We start from the raw sequence: 15,955 nt of genomic DNA, 5'->3' as shown, positions 1-15,955 counted from the left end.
ACGCCGGCAGGGTCGCTGGCGCCGCGTGCGCCTCCCATCCGGACTCTCACCGTCGGTCCCGGATTCCCACCGGATCGGCGGACGAGGCTCCCGGGGACCCGGTCGCGCATCGTCCGTTCGCGGACTGTCACCGCCGGCTCGGATTTCCACCGACCCCGGAGCACGTGTCCGTCCTTTATATCCCACTGGGCCGGGCGCACCCAGCCGGAGTCGCCGGATGACGGTGCGCGGTCTGGAGGAGGTGGCGACCCGGCAGCCGGGCGGTCCCGTCGTCGCCCCATCGCGGCGTCGTGCTGTGCAGGCCGCCGGCCTCCGACCCGCGATTCTGGCTACCGTGCCCTCCGGGGGTCTCCGTCGTCATCGTGATGCGGGTGGGCCGTGGCGCGCCGTGGCGTGGCGTGGCGCGGCCCGGCCCGGCCCGGGAAGTGATGGGAAGTACATGATGATGCAGATAGGTGCCCGTTGGGCCCTCGCCTCCGCGGTGGTCGCCGCGTGCCTGCTGGGCGGGGGCCCGGCGACCGCCGCCGGCTCGGCGCCCCGCCCCGCCCTGCCGCCCCCCGCAGCTCGAGGGGAGGCATCCAGTGGGGACATCGTCGATGCGACCGTGGAGTCGCCCGGCGAGACGGCATCCGACGTGTCGTCCACCGAGTACTGGACGCCGGAGCGGATGCGGACCGCGATAGAGGCTCCCGTTCCGACGTCCCTGTCGGATCCCGGACACCCTGACGCGTCCGGTGTCCCCGACGAGGAGAGCGGCTCCGCTGCGGTCGCGCGGATGGAGACCCTGGCGCAGCCTGCCGCGCCGACGTCGGCCGCGGTGGGTCCGCAGGCCTTCGAGGAGCCGCGGGGATCGGCCGTGGTCGGCAGGGTCTTCTACACGGACCCCGGAGAGGTCCACCGATACGCCTGCTCGGGAGTGGCGATCAACACCCCGAGCGGCCGGGTCGTCATGACGGCGGGGCACTGCGTGCACACCGGCCAGGGCGGGGGGTGGCAGCGGCACTGGGAATTCGTGCCGGGCTATGTCGACGGCCGAGCCCCGTTCGGACACTTCCCCGAGAAGCACCTGCTCACGAGCACGGCATGGATAACGAAGGGGAGCGAGGGACCCATACCCTCGGACGTGGCGGCGACGGACATCGGCTTCGCGGTGACCGCCCCGGACCCCGCCGGCCGGTCGCTGGGGTCCATCGTGGGAGGTGACGGCCTGACCATCGGTGCCGCGCCGTCCGGCCTCCCCATCGAACTGCTCGCGTATCCGGTCAACCGCCTCGGCGGTGCTCGCCTGTCCGCGTGCCGGACCTCGACCGTGGACTCGGGCCACGCAGGGGTCATGGCCGCAGAGGGCTGCGGGTTCGAAGGCGGCGGGTCCGGAGGGCCCTGGGTCGACCGGTTCGACGCGAAGACCGGCAGGGGCTTCGTCCGCGGCGTCACCTCCGGGAGCGCCGGGGAGGTCTACCTGGAGGCAGCGGTGCCGAGCGAGTTGACGAAGCGGATGCTCGCCCAGGCCGACCGCGACGGTCGGGGCTGAGCGGCCGAGCCCCCGAGGGCGGCCGCGCGGCGACGCGCGCGCCGGATCTCGGGGGCTCCCGCCGGGCTGGTCGTCCGGAGGTGGCCTCCGGTGCTCCGCGTCCGGGCCTCTCCTCAGGCCCCGGCGCCGCGACCCGGCCGGTCCGAGAGAGCGGTGACGGCTGCGGCAAGCGCGTCGAGGGCCGTGATGCGGAGTACCGCTCCCGGAACACGACTGTCCACGGCGGCGTCCCCGCCCGCCGGCGCGACGATGCGCGACCGACCGCCTCGATCCAGCCACACGCCGCCGAGCCCCGCGTCGGCCGCCCCGAGCGCGTCGGTGCGGAGCCGGTCGCCCACCATGACGGCGTCGGCCGGATCCACGCCCGCCTCCGCGCACGCGAGGTGGAAGATCCGCGGGTCGGGCTTGGCGAAGTCGAGGTCGCCCGAGCAGACCACGGGAGCCAGGCGTGCGGTGAGCCCGACAGCGGCGATCTTCGGCTCCTGCTGGCTGCGCTCGCCGTTGGTCACGATGCCGAGGCGCACGCCGGGGTGCCGGCGCTCGATCTCGTCGAGGGCGTCGTGGGCTCCGGGCAGCGTCCGCCACGCGGCCGCGTACCCCGTGAGGTAGCCGGCGAACCACGCGTCCGTCGCGGCGTCGTCGTCCGTGAGGTCGTCCGCATCGGGGGACCCCATGGCGGCGAGGAAGCCGCGCACCCGCGCCCGACGCTTGCCCTGGAAGTCCAGCTCGCCCGCGAGGTACCGGTGGTAGTGCTCCTCCTCGAGGTCGCGCCACAGCCCAACGGCGCGGTCGGCGGCGGTGGCGTCCTCGGCGTCGAGCAGTCCCCGCGCCGCGGCGTGCGCCGTGATCCCTTCCGCGACGGCGCCGCGGTGGTCCACCAGCGTGTCGTCGAGGTCGAGGAGGACCAGCCGCAGGGTCACCGTCCCACGCGCCGCACGAGCCCGACGGCGTCGTACACGCGGGCGAGCATGGCGTCCGCCCGCTCCTCGGCGCGCTCCGCGTTGCCGGCGAGCATGCGGTCGAGCTCGGCCGGGTCGTCGAGGAGCTCGAGGCTCCGCGCGCGGATCGGCTCGAACACGCCCGTGACGGTCTCGGCGACGTCCTTCTTGAGGTCGCCGTAGCCGCGGCCCGCGTAGCGCTCCTCGAGCGCGGGCACGGCGGTGCCCTCGAAGGCCGACAGGATCGTCAGCAGGTTCGAGACGCCGGGCTTCTCGCCGCGGTCGAAGCGCACCTCGCGGCCGGTGTCGGTGACGGCCGAGCGGATCTTCTTGGCGGTCTTCGCGGGCTCGTCCAGCAGCCACACGACGCCCGCGTCGCTGGCCGCGGACTTGCTCATCTTCGACGTCGGGTCCTGCAGGTCGTAGATGCGGGCCGTGTCCTTCTGGATCATCGGCTCCGGGATGCGGAACACGTCGCCGAACCGCGAGTTGAAGCGCTTCGCGAGGTCGCGCGTGAGCTCCACGTGCTGCTTCTGGTCGTCCCCCACGGGTACGACCTCGGTGCCGTAGAGCAGGATGTCGGCCGCCATGAGCGTCGGGTACGCGAAGAGCCCGAGGGTCGTCGCGTCGGCGCCCTGCTTCTGCGACTTGTCCTTGAACTGGGTCATGCGGCTCGCCTCGCCGAAGCCGGTCAGCGTGTTGAGGATCCACGCCAGCTCGGTGTGCGCCGACACGTGCGACTGCACGAAGAGCGTGGAGACGGCCGGGTCGATGCCCGCCGCGATGTACTGCGCGGCGGTGCGCCGGGTGGAGTCGCGGAGGGCCCCCGGATCCTGCGGGACGGTGATGGCGTGCAGGTCGACGACGCAGAACACGGCGTCGTGCGTGGTCTGCAGCTCCTTCCACTGCAGGAGCGCGCCGATGTAGTTGCCGATCTGCAGCGAGTCGGCGGACGGCTGCATGCCGGAGAAGAGGACGGGACGTGCGGTCATGGCGATGCCTTCGTGAGGGGAGCGCGGGACGCTCGCGGGGCGCCGGTGCGGCGCGGAGGGGGAGGGGAGCGAGGGTGCGGGCGACGGGTCAGATCGCGTAGTCGACGACCACGGGCGTGTGGTCCGACCATCGCTTGTCGTAGGCCTCGGCGCGGTCGACCGCGTAGCCCACGACCTTCTCCGCGAGGGCCGGGGTCGCGAGCTGGTAGTCGATGCGCCAGCCGGTGTCGTTGTCGAACGCCTTGCCGCGCCAGCTCCACCACGTGTACGGGCCGTCGACCTCGCCGGCCTGCTGGCGTCCGACGTCGACCCAGCCGAGGCCGGGGCCGGTGGATCCGTCGACGCCCGTGACGTCCTCGCCGCGCGCGCCGAGGATCCGGTCGAGGTAGGCGCGCTCGCGCGGCAGGAACCCGGCGCGCTTCACGTTGCCCTTCCAGTTGCGGATGTCGAGCTCGCGGTGCCCGACGTTGAGGTCGCCGACGACGACCGCGAGCTCGGAGTGCTCGGCGATCTCGGGCAGGCGCTTCTCCATGCCGTCGAGGAAGCGCCACTTCTCGTCCTGCTTGGCGGTGCCGACCTCGCCGGAGTGCACGTAGGCGCTCACGACCGTGACGATCGTGCCGTCCACGTCGTAGTCGGCCTCGAGCCAGCGGCCCGCGCTGTCGAAGTCCTCCGCGCCGATGGCGACGCGGTGGATCTCGGCGCGGCGGCGGCTCGCGATGGCGACGCCCGCGCGGCCCTTGGCGGTCGCGGCGTCGTGCAGCACGTTCCACTCGGGGCCGAGGAGGCCCTCGATGTCGCTCGTCTCGGCGCGGACCTCCTGGATGGCGAGGATGTCGACGTCGCGCGTGTCGAGCCAGTCGCCCATGCCCTTGCGGAACGCGGCCCGGATGCCGTTCGTGTTGATGGACGCGACGCGGAGGTTCGAGGGCATGGTCTCGATCCTAACGGCGGCGTCTCCGCCGCAACCCGAGCAGCACCCGCGTGATGCCGCGCGACTGCGCGTACCGCTCCCGCTCCCGGGCACGCTCCTCCTCCTCGAGGATCCGGCGTGCCTCGTCGAGCTTCGCGACGCGCTCCTGCTCCAGCTGCTCGGGGGTGAGGGACCGGGCGTCGATGCCGCGGTCCTGCATGCTCACGGCGATCCACGACGCGCAGATGAGGATGACCTGGCAGATGAGGTTGAACCAGATCAGGAGCCCGATGATCACCGCGAACGACGCGAGCAGCGGGTTCCGGCTCGCGCCGCCGAGGAGCGCCGTGCCGAGCACCTTGAGGACGCCCATCGCCACGCCGCCGAGGAGCGCGCCCTGGAGGAGCTGCGTCCGGGGGATCCGGACGCCCGACAGGATCCGGTACGCCCCCGCGAGCACGGCAGTGTCGAGCGCGAGCACGAGCGCGAGGCCCACGGTGCGGCCCACGACGATCGCGAGCAGCGAGTCCTCGCCGACCTGCATCAGCCGGAACACGAAGCCGAGGAGCCCGGTGCTGACCACCGAGAGCGCCGCCGACAGCAGCATCGCGAGGGCGAAGACCAGCGCGAGCCCGAGGTCCTTCACCTTGAGGAGCAGGAAGAACGTGATCGGCGGCGGCAGCTCGAAGATGCGCCGGACAGAGTCGCGCGTCGAGGCCAGCCAGCCGAGCGCGGTGACGAGGAGGCCGATGGAGCCGATGATGCCGGCCAGGTTGATCGCGCGCGACTGGAGCAGCTCCTGCGGGTCCTTGATCACACCATCGGGTCCGAACAGGCCGGGCACCGCCCCCTGGATGATGCTGAGCAGCGAGTCGAGCAGCATCGGGTTGTCCGCGAGCACCGAGCCCGCCACCGAGAAGCCGACCGCGAGCGCCGCGAACACCGCGAACACCGCCTGGTACGACATGCCGGCGGCGAGGATCGGTCCGCCGGCGGCCCCGTAGGCGAGGAACACGCGCACGGGCTTCAGCGCCATCACGCGGGTGACGAGCGCCGGGATGCCCGTGGGCGCGGGTGGGTCCTGGGGCGGCGTGCCGGGGGAGGCGGATGCGGAGGCGGCGCGGTCGGGGCGCCCGCGGCCGTCGGGGGCGGTCATCCCCCGAGGATACGGGCCGCCGGGCCCCTGGTAGCGTGGGCGGGCCGTTCCGGCACCCCGACCGGACGGCGACCCGCGCGGGCGCCGTCCGTCCGCGCGTCACGCACCCGAGCGAGGGAGTCCCTGTGCGCATCACCGGTATCGGAGTCGGACACGGAGTGGCCACCGGGCCCGTGATGCGGATGCCCGACCCGCTGCCCGAGCCCGGCACGGAGCCGTTCACGGGCCACGCCGACGCCGAGGTCGCCCGCGTCGCCGACGCCCTCGCCGCCACGGCCGACGACCTCGCTGCGCGCGGCGCCCGCGCCGGCGGCGACGCGAAGGACGTGCTCGACGCGCAGTCGCTCATGGCGCGCGACCCCGCCCTCCTCGACTCGGTCAGCCGGCTCGTCGGCCAGGGACGCTCGGGCGAGCGCGCCGTTTTCGAGGCGTTCGCCACCTTCCAGGAGCTGCTCACCGGCATGGGCGGCTACATGGCCGAGCGCGCGGCGGACCTCGCCGACGTCGCCCAGCGCGTCATCGCGCGGCTCCGGGGGGTGCCTGCGCCGGGGATCCCGACGGCGGACGCGCCCTTCGTCCTCGTCGCGCGCGACCTCGCGCCCGCCGACACGGCCCTCCTCGAGCTCGACCGCGTGCTCGCCCTGGTCACGACCGACGGCGGCCCCACCAGCCACACCGCGATCCTCGCCCGCAGCCGGTCCATCCCGGCCATCGTCGGCGCGACGGGCGCCGCCGGCCTCCCCGAGGGCACCGAGGTCGTCGTCGACGCCGCGGCCGGCCTCGTCATCGCGGATCCGTCCGACGCCGAGCGCGAGGACGCCGTGCGCCGCATCCGCGCCCGCGAGGAGGCGCTGGCCTTGCCCGTCACCGACGGCGCGCTGGCGGACGGCACGCCCGTCCCGCTCCTCGCCAACCTCGGATCCCCGGCGGAGGCCGCCCGCGCGGTCGAGCTCGGCGCCGAGGGCGTCGGCCTCTTCCGCACCGAGTTCCTGTTCCTCGACGCCGCCGAGGCGCCGTCCGTCGCGGCGCAGACCGCGCAGTACACGGCGCTCCTCGAGGCCTTCCCCGACCGCAAGGTCGTGGTCCGCGCGCTCGACGCCGGCGCCGACAAGCCGCTCGCCTTCCTCACCGACGCCGACGAGGAGAACCCGGCGCTCGGCCTCCGCGGCCTGCGAGCCCTCCGCGCGCACGAGCAGATCCTCCGCGACCAGCTCACGGCCCTCGCCGCGGCGGACGCGGCCACCGACGCCGACCTCTGGGTCATGGCGCCCATGGTCGCCGACGCGGAGGAGACGGCGTACTTCGTCGACCTCGGCCGCGAGCTCGGGCTCCGCACGGTGGGCGTGATGGCCGAGGTGCCGTCGCTCGCGCTCCTCGCCGACCAGGTCGTCGAGGTCGCCGACTTCGTGAGCATCGGCACGAACGACCTCACGCAGTACACGATGGCGGCGGACCGCCTGCTCGGCTCGGTCGCGTCCTACCAGGACCCGTGGCACCCGGCGGTCCTCCGCCTCGTCCGCACGCTGGGCGACGCGGGCCGTGCGTCCGGCACGCCGGTGGGCATCTGCGGCGAGGCGGCCGCCGACCCGCTCCTCGCGGTGGTGCTCGTCGGCCTGGGCGCCACGAGCCTCTCGATGACGCCCGCCGCGCTCGCCGACGTCCGCCTGGAGCTCGGCCGCCGCACCCTCGACGACGCGCGCGCCGCCGCACAGGCCGTCCTTTGCGCACGCACGGCGGCCGATGCTCGCGCCGCGGCCGAGCGGATCCTCGCGGCCGCCTGACCCGCCCGCGCAGACGCACGGCCCCGCAGCTCCGAGGAGCTGCGGGGCCGTGTTCGTGCGGTGGGGCTGCGGCGCTACGCCTTGCCGCGCATGATCGCCTGCTTGACCTCGGCGATCGCCTGCGTCACCTGGATGCCGCGCGGGCAGGCCTCGGAGCAGTTGAAGGTCGTGCGGCACCGCCACACGCCCTCCTTGTCGTTGAGGATGTCGAGGCGCACGTTCGACTCGTCGCGCGAGTCGAAGATGAAGCGGTGCGCGTTGACGATGGCGGCCGGACCGAAGTACTGGCCGTCGGTCCAGAACACGGGGCACGACGACGTGCACGCGGCGCAGAGGATGCACTTGGTGGTGTCGTCGAAGCGGGCGCGCTCGGCCGCGGACTGGATCCGCTCCTTGCCCTTCTCCGGCTTCGTGTTGGAGATGAGGAACGGCTGCACGTCGCGGAACGACTCGAAGAACGGCTCCATGTCGACGACGAGGTCCTTCTCCAGCGGCAGGCCCTTGATGGCCTCCACGTAGATGGGCTGCGAGATGTCGAGGTCCTTGATGAGCGTCTTGCAGGCCATGCGGTTGCGGCCGTTGATGCGCATCGCGTCGGATCCGCACACGCCGTGCGCGCAGGAGCGGCGGAAGGTCAGCGACCCGTCCTGCTCCCACTTGATCTTGTGCAGCGCGTCGAGGATGCGGTCGGTCGGGTAGACCTCGACGTCGAAGTCCTCCCATCGCGGTTCGGCGTCCTGGCCGGGCAGGTAGCGGCGGATGATGAGGGTCACCGTGAAGGTGGGGATGGCCGAGGCCTCTCCCGCGGGGGGTGCGTCCAGGGTTGCGGTGCTCACGCGTGCGTCCTATCGGATCGGTGGTGCGGTGATGTGCGTCGGTGCTGACCCCAGGGGTCAGTACTTCCGCTCCATCGGCTGGTAGTTCGTGATGACCACGGGCTTGGTGCTGAGCTTGATGTGGTCGCCGGCGTCGGTGCTGTGCGCGTCGCCGGTGAGGTACGCCATGGTGTGGACCATGTAGTTCTCGTCGTCCCGCTTCGGGAAGTCCTCGCGGAAGTGGCCGCCGCGGCTCTCCTTGCGGTACATCGCCGAGTACACGACGACCTCCGCGAGGTCGAGCAGGAAGCCGAGCTCGATGGCCTCGAGCAGGTCCGTGTTGAACCGCTGGCCCTTGTCCTGCACCTGGATGTTCGTGTACCGATCGCGCAGGTCGGCGATCACCTTGGTGACCTCGATCAGCGTGTCCTCGGTGCGGAACACCTGGGCGTTGCGGTCCATCGACTCCTGCAGCTCGCGACGCAGGGTCGAGATCCGCTCGGTGCCGTTGGAGTTGCGCGCGCCCTCGACGAGGCCCTTCACGAAGTCCGCGGCGTCCGCGGGGAGCGGCGTGAAGTCGACGCCCTTGACGTACTCGGCCGCGTAGTTGCCCGCGCGCTTGCCGAACACGTTGATGTCGAGGAGCGAGTTGGTGCCGAGGCGATTGGATCCGTGGACGGACACGCACGCGCACTCGCCGGCCGCGTAGAGGCCGGGCACCACGGTGGAGTTGTCGGAGAGGACCTCGGCCTTGATGTTCGTGGGGATGCCGCCCATCGCGTAGTGCGCGGTCGGCAGCACGGGCACGGGCTCCGTGTACGGCTCGACGCCGAGGTACGTGCGCGCGAACTCCGTGATGTCCGGGAGCTTCGCGTCGATGACCGCGGGCTCCAGGTGCGTGATGTCGAGGTAGACGTAGTCCTCGTTCGGGCCCGCGCCGCGACCCTCGCGGATCTCCGTGGCCATGCACCGGGCGACGATGTCGCGGGGAGCGAGGTCCTTGATGGTGGGCGCGTAGCGCTCCATGAACCGCTCGCCCTCGCTGTTGCGGAGGATCGCGCCCTCGCCGCGGGCCGCCTCGGACAGGAGGATGCCGAGGCCGGCCAGACCGGTCGGATGGAACTGGAAGAACTCCATGTCCTCGAGCGGCAGGCCCTTGCGCCAGATGATCCCGACGCCGTCGCCCGTGAGGGTGTGCGCGTTCGAGGTCGTCTTGTAGATCTTGCCGAAGCCGCCGGTCGCGAAGATCACGGCCTTCGACTGGAAGACGTGGATCTCGCCGGTCGACAGCTCGAGGGCCACGACGCCCGCGGGCTGCTCCTTGCCGTCGACCTCGGCCATGACGAGGTCGAGGACGTAGAACTCGTTGAAGAAGTTGATGCCGAACTTGACGCAGTTCTGGTACAGCGTCTGCAGGATCATGTGGCCCGTGCGGTCGGCCGCGTAGCAGGACCGGCGGACGGGGCTCTTGCCGTGGTCGGCCGTGTGGCCGCCAAAGCGGCGCTGGTCGATCTTGCCGTCGGGCGTGCGGTTGAAGGGGAGGCCCATGTTCTCGAGGTCGATGACCGCGTCGATGGCCTCCTTCGCGAGGATCTCCGCCGCGTCCTGGTCGACGAGGTAGTCGCCGCCCTTGACGGTGTCGAAGGTGTGCCACTCCCAGCTGTCCTCCTCGACGTTCGCGAGCGCGGCGGCCATGCCGCCCTGCGCCGCGCCCGTGTGGGAGCGCGTCGGGTAGAGCTTCGAGATGACGGCCGTGTTCGCCTGCGGTCCCGCCTCGATCGCCGCGCGCATGCCGGCGCCGCCCGCACCCACGATGACGATGTCGAACTGGTGGTAGTGGACGCCGTCCACGATGGTGCTCGCGGAGGGCTCGGAACCGGGGGTGGCGGTGTCAGTGGTCACGGGCTTCTTTCTCGAGGCGGGAGGGGTGAGCGGCTAGAGGTCGCCGCAGAAGGAGGGCAGCAGGTCGGCGGGCTGGCCGGCGGGGCACGGGTCGAAGGTGAAGACGACGAGCGTGCCGAGCACCAGCAGGACGACCGTGGACGTGACGAGCGCGCCCTTGAGGATCGTGCGGGTGCGGGGCGACGCGGCGTAGTCGTTCACGAGGGTGCGCATGCCGTTGGCGCCGTGGATGACCGCGAGCCAGAGGAGCGCGATGTCCCACACCTTCCAGAACGGGTCGGAGAGCTTGCCGCCGACGAACGCGAAGTCGATGGCCTTGATGCCCTCGCCCTGGATGAGGTTGACGTAGAGGTGGCCGAAGATGAGCACGACGAGCACGACGCCCGAGGCGCGCATGTACATCCAGCCCCACTTCTCCCAGTTGACGCCGCCCTGACGACGCGGCTGCCGGGGCTGGCGGGGACGCTCGATGCTCACCTGCTGTGCGATGTCGCTCACGATCAGATCCATCCCGCTTCGCTGAACACGTTCATGAGGTGGCGCGGCACGAAGCCGGCCATGAGCACGACCCACAGGCCGATGACCACGTAGAACATGAGCCGCTGGTGCTTGGCGCCGAAGCGCCAGAAGTCGATGAGGATGATCCGCAGCCCGTTGAGCGCGTGGAAGCCGATGGCCCCGACGAGGGCGACCTCGCCGATGCCCATGATCGGGTTCTTGTACGTGCCGATGACCGCGTTGTAGGCCTCGGGGCTCACGCGGATGAGGCTCGTGTCGAGCACGTGCACGAGGAGGAAAAAGAAGATGGACACGCCGGTTATGCGGTGCAACACCCATGACCACATGCCCTCACGGCCCCGGTACAGCGTCCCCGCGGGGACCTTCGGTGCGCGCGACGTGTGCGGTTCGCGGGTTCCTGCCGTCTTGATGGACACGGAACGACCCTCCCTGATGCTGGTGCCCCGAGGGCGGAGCGCCTTCGCGCCGACATTGCGCGTCGTCGACGAGTCTACGGGCGGGTCCGGGCGGTCACCCGTTAGGGCACCCTAAGCGTCGCGGGCCGTGGGCGACGGGGTCAGGCGACGACGGGGACGGGGCCGGCGTCCGCGGGACCAGCCGCCTGCAGGGCCGAGCGGCGCGCGGAGACGGCGCGGCCGTAGTGCCCGATGAGCTCGTCGCCGATCGTGGCCCAGGAGCGGCCGAGGACGGCCCGGCGACCGGCCTCGCCCATGCGGAGCCGCATCGGCTCGCTGGCGACGAGCTCGTCCACGAGGCGGCGCAGGTGCGCGTCCCGGGGCGACGCCGGGTCGAAGAGGAAGCCGTCCGTCCCGTGCGCGACCAGGTCGATCGGTCCGCCGGCGTGCGGCGCGACCACGGGGAGGCCGGACGCGTGCGCCTCCTGCACGGTCTGGCCGAACGTCTCCTCGGTGCCGGTGTGCACGAAGACGTCCATGGCGGCGTACGCGGCGGCGAGCTCGCGACCGCCCACGCGGCCGAGCCACGTGACGGGCATGCCCGCGAGGGCGCGTCGTGCCGAGGCCTGGCTCGGGCCGTCGCCCGCGATGAGGAAGCGCACGCCGGGGATCCCGCGGAGCGCGGAGAACCGCTCGAGCTGCTTCTCGGGGGCGATGCGGCCCACGTAGCCGACGACCGTCTCGCCGCCCGGCGCGACGCGGTGCCGGAGCGCGACCGCGTCCTCCATGGCGCGGTTGCGGGGGTGGTAGCGGTCGAGGTCGACGCCGCGACCCCAGCGGGCGACGCGCTCGACGCCCGCTGCCGCGAGGTCGGCGGCCGCGGCGCTCGACGGTGCGAGGGTCAGGTCGGCGCCCTGGTGGATCCAGCGCACGAGCCGCCACACGTACGGCGCGGTCGCGGCCAGGCGGTTCCGGCGGGCGTAGCCGGCCACGTCGGTCTGGAACACGGCGACGGACGGGGTGTCGATGCGGGTCGCGGCCGCGATGGCCTGCGCGCCCAGGAAGAGGGGCGACGCGGTGTGCAGCACGTCCGGCGTGAAGTCGGTCAGGAGGCGCAGCACCTGCGGGCTGGGGATCCCCACCGGGAACTGCCGGTAGGCGAAGGCGGGGACGCCGTGGACGGGGAAGCCCGCGAACTCGGACGGGGCGCCGGCGTCCGGGGCGATCACCATCACCTGGTGACCGCGGTCCCTCAGGTGCTCGAGCACCCGGCAGACGCTCGTGGTGACGCCGTTGACGGTGGGGAGGAAGCTCTCGCTGACGACGGCTACGCGCATGCCCCCGACGCTAGGGACGGGGGCCGTCGCCGTCGCCGCGGCCCCGTGAACGCCCCGTTGCCGTCACGTGAACTCGACGCATCCGGCTGTTTCCCAGGGTGCCGATAGTGTGGGCCCATGACCGAGCAGACGAGCGCGATCTCCCGTTTCTACAGCGTGATCCCCGCGGGGGGCGTGGGCTCGCGCCTCTGGCCGCTGTCCCGCGCGGACGCACCGAAGTTCCTCCACGACCTCACCGGTTCCGGCCGCACGCTCCTCCGCGACACGTGGGAGCGCCTCGCCCCGCTCTCCGGCGAGGACCGGATCATGGTCGTCACCGGCCGCGCCCACCGGGCCGCCGTCGAGGCGCAGCTGCCCGAGCTCGCCGACCCGAACGTCGTCCTCGAGAGCGAGGGGCGCGACAGCACCGCCGCCATCGCACTGGCCGCGGCCATCCTCCAGCGCCGCGAGCCGGGCGTCATCATCGGCTCGTTCGCGGCCGACCACGTCATTGCCGACCCCGACCGCTTCCGCGACACCGTGCGCGAGGCCGTCATCGCCGCCGATGCCGGCTACATCACCACCATCGGCATCACGCCGACGGAGCCCGCGACCGGCTTCGGCTACATCCACACCGGCAAGGCGCTCAGCATCCCGGACGCCCCGCACGCCCTCAAGGTCGCGTCGTTCGTGGAGAAGCCGAGCATCGGCGTCGCCCGCGGCTACGTGAAGGGCGGCACGCACCTCTGGAACGCCGGCATGTTCATCGCCCGCGCCGACCGCCTCCTCGAGGAGCTCGGCCGCACCGAGCCTGAGCTGCTGAAGGGCGTCCTCGAGCTCGCCGAGGCGTGGGACACCGCTGACCGCGGCCTCGTCGTCGACCGCGTGTGGCCCAACCTCAAGAAGATCGCGATCGACTACGCGGTCGCCGAGCCGGCCGCCGCCCGTGGGGCGCTCGCCGTGATCCCCGGCCGCTTCACCTGGGACGACGTGGGCGACTTCGCCTCCGTCGCCAAGATGCACTCGAGCGGCCGCAAGTCCGACCTCGTGATCCTCGGGGAGGACGCGCGCGTCCTGTCCGACGCGTCGAGCGGCATCGTGGTCGCCAACAGCAAGCGCGTGATCAGCCTCATCGGGGTGCGGGACATCGTCGTCGTCGACACCCCCGATGCCCTGCTCGTGACCACCAAGGAGAACGCGCAGCGCGTGAAGAGCGTGGTGGACGCGCTCAAGCTCAGCGGCGGGACGGACGTCCTGTAACGAAGGGGTAACGAACCCCGCGGGCGCTCCCGATGGCCGGAAGGCGCCGGGAGCGCCGCCGTTAGATTCCGGGGATGCCCCGCACCCGCGGCGCCGTCCGCGCCGTCATCCTGCCCATCGCCCTCCTCTCCGCCGCGGCCCTCGCCGGGTGCGGCGCGGCCCCCGAGCCCGGCGCCACCGGATCCGCGTCCGCGAGCGACTACTGCGCCCGCATGGTGACCAACTCCGGCGGCCTGCAGGACCGCTCCTTCAACCAGTCGAGCTGGGAGGGGCTCCAGCGCGCGGAGCAGGAGCTGGGGATCCAGGCGGACGTCCTCGTCTCGACCTCGGAGACCGATCTCGCCCCGAACGTCGAGCAGGCGGTGGGCACGGGCTGCGGCTTCATCCTCACCGTCGGCTACGAGCTGGCGGACGCCACGTCGGCTGCGGCCGCCGCCAACCCGGACGTGCACTTCTCCATCGTCGACGAGGTCGTCGACGCCCCGAACGTCAAGCCGCTCGTGTTCGACACGGCGCAGGCCTCCTACCTCGCGGGCTACCTCGCGGCGGGCGTGAGCGAGACCGGCAAGGTCGGCACTTTCGGCGGAGGCAACCAGCCGCCCGTCACCCTCTTCATGGACGGCTTCGTCGACGGCGTGGCCGCGTACAACCAGGCGCACGGCACGAGCGTCCAGGCGCTCGGCTGGGACGCCGCGGCGCAGGACGGCACCTTCACCGGTGACTTCGAGGACGTGTCGAAGGGCCAGACCACGACGCAGAACCTGCTCGACCAGGGCGCCGACGTCATCATGCCGGTGGCCGGTCAGGTGGGGGAGGGTGCGGCGTCCGCGATCCTCGCGCACGGCAGCGGCAAGCTGATCTGGGTCGACAACGACGGCTACGACACCCTCCCCGCCGAGTACCGGCCGCTCCTGCTCACGAGCGTGCTCAAGGACACCGGCGAGGCCGTGGTCGACATCGTGGCCGACGACCAGAAGGGGTCGTTCACGTCGGAGCCGTACGTGGGCACGCTCGCGAACGGCGGCGTCGGGCTCGCGGAGTACCACGACCTCGCCGCTTCGGTGTCGCCTGAGCTGCAGTCCGAGCTCGACGCGCTGAAGGCCCGCATCGTCTCCGGCGACGTGCAGGTGAAGTCGGTCTCCACGCCGTAGCAGAGCCCGTGTTGCCGCGGTGTTTCGGGGCCGTCCCGGATCGATAACGCTTGCGCCCCGGGGCCCGATCGGGGCACGGGACGCATTCCCGTGCATGGGTAACATGAACCCACATCGCCCGGCTGACCCGGGCTGCACCTGGAGGCCACAGTGACCATCACCACCCGAAAGGCCGCCCTCGGCGGTCTCGCCGCCGTCGGCATCACCGCGATCCTCGCGGGCTGCGGCGCCGCCCCCGAGTCGACCGCGGGAGGCACCGGCGGCGCCGCGAAGAGCGACCTCGTCTCCTGCATGGTCTCCGACTCCGGCGGCTTCGACGACAAGTCGTTCAACCAGCTCGGCTTCGAGGGCCTCACCAAGGCGGCCACCGACCTCGGCCTCGACACCCCGAAGACGGTCGAGTCCGCCGCGGAGACCGACTTCGCGCCGAACCTCACCAACCTCGCCGACCAGGGCTGCGGCCTCATCGTCACCGTCGGCTTCCTGCTCGCGGACGCCACCAAGGAGGCGGCAGCCGCCAACCCCGACACCGAGTACGCGATCATCGACGACGCGTCCATCGACGCACCGAACGTCAAGCCCATCACCTTCAACACGAGCGAGGCCGCGTTCCTCGCGGGCTACGCGGCGGCGGCCTACTCGAAGACCGGCACCGTCGGCACCTTCGGCGGGCTGCAGATCCCGACCGTCACGATCTTCATGGACGGCTTCGTCGACGGCGTGAACTACTACAACGAGCAGAAGGGCAAGGACGTCAAGGCCATCGGCTGGGACGTCGCGAGCCAGAGCGGGTCGTTCACCGGCGAGTTCGTCGCCAACCAGACGGCCAAGACCGCGGCGCAGACGCTGATCGACCAGGGCGCGGACGTCATCATGCCCGTCGGCGGTCCGATCTTCCTCAGCGCGGGCGAGGCCATCCGCGACTCGAGCGACAAGAAGGTCGTCATGGTGGGCGTCGACTCCGACGCGTACGAGACCGCGCCCGACCTCAAGGACCTCTTCCTCACCTCGGTGCTCAAGGGCATCGACGCCGGTGTTGAGGACGTCGTGAAGACGGCGGCGGACGACAAGTTCGACGCGACGCCGTACGTCGGCACGCTCAAGAACGGCGGCGTGGACATCGCCCCGTTCCACGACTACGAGTCCGAGGTCCCGTCGGACCTCTCGGGCGAGCTCGAGACGATCAAGGCCGGCATCATCGACGGCTCGATCACCGTCGAGTCGCCGTCGTCGCTGACGAAGTAGCATCGAACGCACCGCGGGGGGATCGGCAGTCGCCGGTCCCC

The 15,955-nt window shown here is 72.1% G+C and carries 14 protein-coding genes and 1 riboswitch; of the genes, 5 read left to right on the top strand and 9 right to left on the bottom strand.

What is annotated here, in order from left to right; translation table 11 throughout:
- Positions 1-22 precede the first annotated feature (22 nt).
- Positions 23-167, bottom strand: a riboswitch (FMN riboswitch).
- A 437-nt stretch (positions 168-604) separates the two neighbouring features.
- Positions 605-1,531 (top strand): trypsin-like serine peptidase, encoded by a 927-nt coding sequence (locus CMS_RS14180; protein WP_094169867.1) that lies wholly within the window; start codon positions 605-607, stop codon positions 1,529-1,531.
- Between the two features lie 113 nt (positions 1,532-1,644).
- Here CMS_RS14180 and CMS_RS14175 read toward each other — a convergent pair whose 3' ends face one another.
- The 4 genes from CMS_RS14175 to CMS_RS14160 form a co-directional block, all read right to left on the bottom strand.
- Positions 1,645-2,451, bottom strand: a complete 807-nt coding sequence (locus CMS_RS14175; protein WP_012300101.1) for an HAD family hydrolase — start codon at positions 2,449-2,451, stop codon at positions 1,645-1,647.
- Positions 2,448-3,461, bottom strand: a complete 1,014-nt coding sequence (trpS, locus tag CMS_RS14170; protein ID WP_012300100.1) for a tryptophan--tRNA ligase — start codon at positions 3,459-3,461, stop codon at positions 2,448-2,450. Before trpS ends, CMS_RS14175 begins: the two co-directional genes overlap by 4 nt.
- An 88-nt stretch (positions 3,462-3,549) precedes the next feature.
- Positions 3,550-4,395, bottom strand: a complete 846-nt coding sequence (locus CMS_RS14165) for an exodeoxyribonuclease III (protein WP_012300099.1) — start codon at positions 4,393-4,395, stop codon at positions 3,550-3,552.
- Between the two features lie 10 nt (positions 4,396-4,405).
- Positions 4,406-5,530 (bottom strand): YihY/virulence factor BrkB family protein, encoded by a 1,125-nt coding sequence (locus CMS_RS14160; protein WP_012300098.1) that lies wholly within the window; start codon positions 5,528-5,530, stop codon positions 4,406-4,408.
- A gap of 125 nt (positions 5,531-5,655) precedes the next feature.
- Here CMS_RS14160 and ptsP point away from each other — a divergent pair, with 125 nt between their 5' ends.
- Positions 5,656-7,311: a phosphoenolpyruvate--protein phosphotransferase gene (gene ptsP, locus CMS_RS14155; RefSeq protein WP_012300097.1), complete on the top strand. Its 1,656-nt coding sequence runs from the start codon at positions 5,656-5,658 to the stop codon at positions 7,309-7,311.
- Between the two features lie 74 nt (positions 7,312-7,385).
- Here the strand turns inward: ptsP and CMS_RS14150 are convergent, their stop codons facing one another.
- From CMS_RS14150 to CMS_RS14130, 5 genes are all read right to left on the bottom strand, one after another.
- Positions 7,386-8,147 carry a succinate dehydrogenase iron-sulfur subunit gene (locus CMS_RS14150; RefSeq protein WP_041464738.1) on the bottom strand — a complete coding sequence of 254 codons (762 nt, stop codon included), beginning with the start codon at positions 8,145-8,147 and terminating at the stop codon, positions 7,386-7,388.
- A gap of 57 nt (positions 8,148-8,204) precedes the next feature.
- Positions 8,205-10,028 (bottom strand): succinate dehydrogenase flavoprotein subunit, encoded by a 1,824-nt coding sequence (gene sdhA / locus CMS_RS14145; protein ID WP_012300095.1) that lies wholly within the window; start codon positions 10,026-10,028, stop codon positions 8,205-8,207.
- Positions 10,029-10,061: 33 nt separating this feature from the next.
- Positions 10,062-10,538, bottom strand: a complete 477-nt coding sequence (locus tag CMS_RS14140) for a succinate dehydrogenase hydrophobic membrane anchor subunit (RefSeq protein WP_012300094.1) — start codon at positions 10,536-10,538, stop codon at positions 10,062-10,064.
- Positions 10,529-10,963, bottom strand: coding sequence for a succinate dehydrogenase, cytochrome b556 subunit (gene sdhC, locus CMS_RS14135; protein WP_086935928.1), 435 nt, complete (start codon positions 10,961-10,963; stop codon positions 10,529-10,531). The genes CMS_RS14140 and sdhC overlap by 10 nt, the downstream gene beginning before the upstream one ends.
- A gap of 140 nt (positions 10,964-11,103) precedes the next feature.
- On the bottom strand, positions 11,104-12,279 hold the full coding sequence (locus CMS_RS14130; protein ID WP_012300092.1) for a glycosyltransferase family 4 protein: 1,176 nt from the start codon (positions 12,277-12,279) through the stop codon (positions 11,104-11,106).
- A gap of 117 nt (positions 12,280-12,396) precedes the next feature.
- On the opposite strand from CMS_RS14130, the gene CMS_RS14125 reads away from it, so the two are divergent.
- The 3 genes from CMS_RS14125 to CMS_RS14115 all read left to right on the top strand — a co-directional run bounded on the left by CMS_RS14125 (position 12,397) and on the right by CMS_RS14115 (position 15,914).
- Positions 12,397-13,518, top strand: a complete 1,122-nt coding sequence (locus CMS_RS14125; protein ID WP_012300091.1) for a mannose-1-phosphate guanylyltransferase — start codon at positions 12,397-12,399, stop codon at positions 13,516-13,518.
- A gap of 74 nt (positions 13,519-13,592) precedes the next feature.
- Positions 13,593-14,669 carry a BMP family lipoprotein gene (locus CMS_RS14120; RefSeq protein WP_012300090.1) on the top strand — a complete coding sequence of 359 codons (1,077 nt, stop codon included), beginning with the start codon at positions 13,593-13,595 and terminating at the stop codon, positions 14,667-14,669.
- Positions 14,670-14,819: 150 nt separating this feature from the next.
- The gene (locus CMS_RS14115; protein WP_012300089.1) at positions 14,820-15,914 is read left to right on the top strand and encodes a BMP family lipoprotein; all 1,095 of its coding nucleotides are present in this window, start codon (positions 14,820-14,822) and stop codon (positions 15,912-15,914) included.
- Positions 15,915-15,955 lie beyond the last annotated feature (41 nt).

The sequence above is a fragment of the Clavibacter sepedonicus genome, assembly GCF_000069225.1.
In the GTDB taxonomy this organism is placed as follows: domain Bacteria; phylum Actinomycetota; class Actinomycetes; order Actinomycetales; family Microbacteriaceae; genus Clavibacter; species Clavibacter sepedonicus.
This window is presented reverse-complemented; position numbering and strand designations above follow the sequence as displayed.

Excerpts from the sequence above, each read along its gene's own strand:
- CMS_RS14165 (WP_012300099.1), bottom strand. The coding sequence starts at position 4,395 with ATGCCCTCGAACCTCCGCGTCGCGTCCATCAACACGAACGGCATCCGG.
- CMS_RS14140 (WP_012300094.1), bottom strand. The coding sequence starts at position 10,538 with ATGGATCTGATCGTGAGCGACATCGCACAGCAGGTGAGCATCGAGCGT.
- CMS_RS14125 (WP_012300091.1), top strand. The coding sequence starts at position 12,397 with ATGACCGAGCAGACGAGCGCGATCTCCCGTTTCTACAGCGTGATCCCC.
- CMS_RS14130 (WP_012300092.1), bottom strand. The coding sequence starts at position 12,279 with ATGCGCGTAGCCGTCGTCAGCGAGAGCTTCCTCCCCACCGTCAACGGC.
- CMS_RS14120 (WP_012300090.1), top strand. The coding sequence starts at position 13,593 with ATGCCCCGCACCCGCGGCGCCGTCCGCGCCGTCATCCTGCCCATCGCC.
- trpS (WP_012300100.1), bottom strand. The coding sequence starts at position 3,461 with ATGACCGCACGTCCCGTCCTCTTCTCCGGCATGCAGCCGTCCGCCGAC.
- CMS_RS14160 (WP_012300098.1), bottom strand. The coding sequence starts at position 5,530 with ATGACCGCCCCCGACGGCCGCGGGCGCCCCGACCGCGCCGCCTCCGCA.